The organism is Flexivirga sp., from assembly GCF_035551235.1.
Lineage (GTDB): Bacteria > Actinomycetota > Actinomycetes > Actinomycetales > Dermatophilaceae > Flexivirga.
The window spans coordinates 1-2164 of sequence record NZ_DASZNO010000013.1 but is presented as its reverse complement, the minus strand read 5'-3'; the positions used below and the strand labels follow the sequence as shown (position 1 = coordinate 2164).

The 2164-nt window shown below is 68.3% G+C and carries 3 protein-coding genes; 2 read left to right on the top strand and 1 reads right to left on the bottom strand.

The features are described from left to right. Nucleotides 1-312: pentapeptide repeat-containing protein (locus VG502_RS02495; RefSeq protein WP_325548370.1), on the top strand; the 312-nt coding region annotated here is incomplete at its 5' end. Here the strand turns inward: VG502_RS02495 and VG502_RS02490 are convergent. Continuing rightward, nucleotides 309-761, bottom strand: a complete 453-nt coding sequence (locus VG502_RS02490; protein ID WP_325548368.1) for a flavodoxin family protein — start codon at nt 759-761, stop codon at nt 309-311. The two genes, VG502_RS02495 and VG502_RS02490, sit on opposite strands and share 4 nt — an antisense overlap. A 230-nt stretch (nt 762-991) precedes the next feature. Here VG502_RS02490 and VG502_RS02485 point away from each other — a divergent pair. Beyond that, nucleotides 992-2164: IS110 family RNA-guided transposase (locus VG502_RS02485; protein ID WP_325548366.1), on the top strand; the 1173-nt coding region annotated here is incomplete at its 3' end.

Sequence of the window (2164 nt, the reverse complement as noted above, 5' to 3'; positions counted from 1 at the left end):
CGCGCCAGTCAGCTCGTCCGTGGCGACGAGATGGCGGACCTCAGCGGTTCCGACTTCACCGGCGCCGACCTGCGAACTGCCGACCTGCGCGATGCCGATCTACGCAATGCTCGACTGCTCGGTGCCGACCTGCGCGACACCGACCTCGGCCGGGCCGACCTGCTCGGCGCCGATCTGCGCAACGCCGACATCCGCGGCGCCGATCTGTCGGGAACGCTCTACCTCACCCAGTCACAAGTCGGCGCGACGCACGGCGACCAACGCACGAGGATCCCGACAGCACTGCGCCGATCACTCCACTGGACCGGCTAACCAGCAACCGTTGCCGCGACCGTCGCGCCGAGATCCCAGCACGCCTCGAGGTCCTCCTTCGAGGGCAAACCGATGATCGTGACCGGAGCATGCACCCGCTCCCAGCCGAGTGCCTTGATGATCGACTCCGCGGCGCGCACCGCGCCCTCGGTGTCGTTGTTGCCGTGGACGTAGAGCCCGTACGGCGCACCGGGCTTCGCGGTGAGCGTCGGGTAGTAGACGCCGTCGAAGAAGTGCTTCATCGCACCGGAGAGATAGCCGATGTTGGCCGGCGTGCCGAGCAGGAACCCGTCCGCCTCCAGCACGTCCACCGCAGTCGCGGCGAGCGCCGGCTTCACCCTCACGTCCACGCCCTCGATGCCCTCGGCGCGCGTTCCATCCAGAACTGCCTCGAGCAAGGACTGCAGCGATGGCGACGTCGTGTGGTGGACGACGAGTAAGACAGCCACCCTTCCCACCCTAATGGGGCTGCATCACGCTGATCTTGGGTCAGAGTGGTGTCCGAGTCCGCCGGTGGGTGAGCACTTTTCCACCCAGGCCTGTGAGGTCTACTCCTAGATCGTGTCCTCGCCGGTGAACGAGGAGGCGGGATGGCTACTGGGATGACGTGCCTGGAGCACTGAACCATTAGGTCGCTGCTGTCCTTCTCGGGACGATCGTCGTGGCGAGAGGAGAACGGGTGCTGTTCCTGGGCAATGACTGGGCTGAGGCCCATCACGATGTCGAACTGCAAGACGAGCAGGGCCGTGTGCTGGTGCGTCATCGACTGCCTGAAGGCGTTGTCGGGATGGGCCAGCTGCACGCGCTGATCGCTGGTCACCTCGGCGATGACGAAGAGCCGGCCGCGGTGCTGGTCGGGATCGAGACCGACCGGGGTCCGTGGGTGCAGGCGTTGATCGCGGCCGGTTACACGGTCTATGCGATCAATCCGATGCAGGTCGCCCGCTATCGGGAGCGGCACGGCACCTCCGGGGCCAAAAGCGACCCTGGCGATGCGCACGTACTGGCCGAGATCGTGCGCACCGACCGGGCCCATCACCGGACGGTGGCTGGCGACAGCGAGCAGGCCGAAGTGGTCAAGACCCTTGCCCGCACGCACCAGACGATGATCTGGACCCGGCAGCGGCAGACCAACCAGCTGCGCTCGCTGCTGCGCGAGTTCCACCCCGCCGCGCTTGAGGCGTTCGGTGACGACCTGTCCGGCCGCGACGCGCTCGCGGTGCTCCCGCTGGCCTCGACTCCGGCGGCGGGTCAGGTGTTGTCCCGCTCGAAGATCGCCGCCGCGCTGCGTCGTGCCGGGCGGCAACGCAACATCGACACCCGGGCGGCGCAGATCGTCGAGGCGCTGCGCAGCGAGCAGCTCGGCTTGTCCGAGTCGTTGTCGGCTGCCTATGGCGCGAGCGTGCGCTCCCTGGTCGCCGTGATCACCACTTTGGCCCAGCAGATCGACGCCCTCGAAGCCGAGGTGAACCGGTGTTTTGGCCAGCACCCGGACGCTGAGATCATCACCAGCCAACCCGGCCTCGGCGCCGTGCTCGGCGCCCGGGTGCTCGCCGAGTTCGGCGACGACAAAGACCGCTTCATCGACGCCAAAGCCCGCCGCAACTACGCCGGCACCAGTCCCATCACGCGAGCCTCGGGCACACGCCGCGTCGTGCTGGCCCGCTACGCCCGCAACCGGCGCCTAGCCGACGCGCTGCACCAACAGGCCTTCGCCGCACTCACCGCGTCACCCGGCGCGCGAGCCTTCTACGACAGCCACCGTGCCCGCGGCGCCACCCACCACCAAGCCCTCCGCGCCCTCGCAAACCGCCTCGTCGGCATCCTCGACGGCTGCCTACGACACCGAACC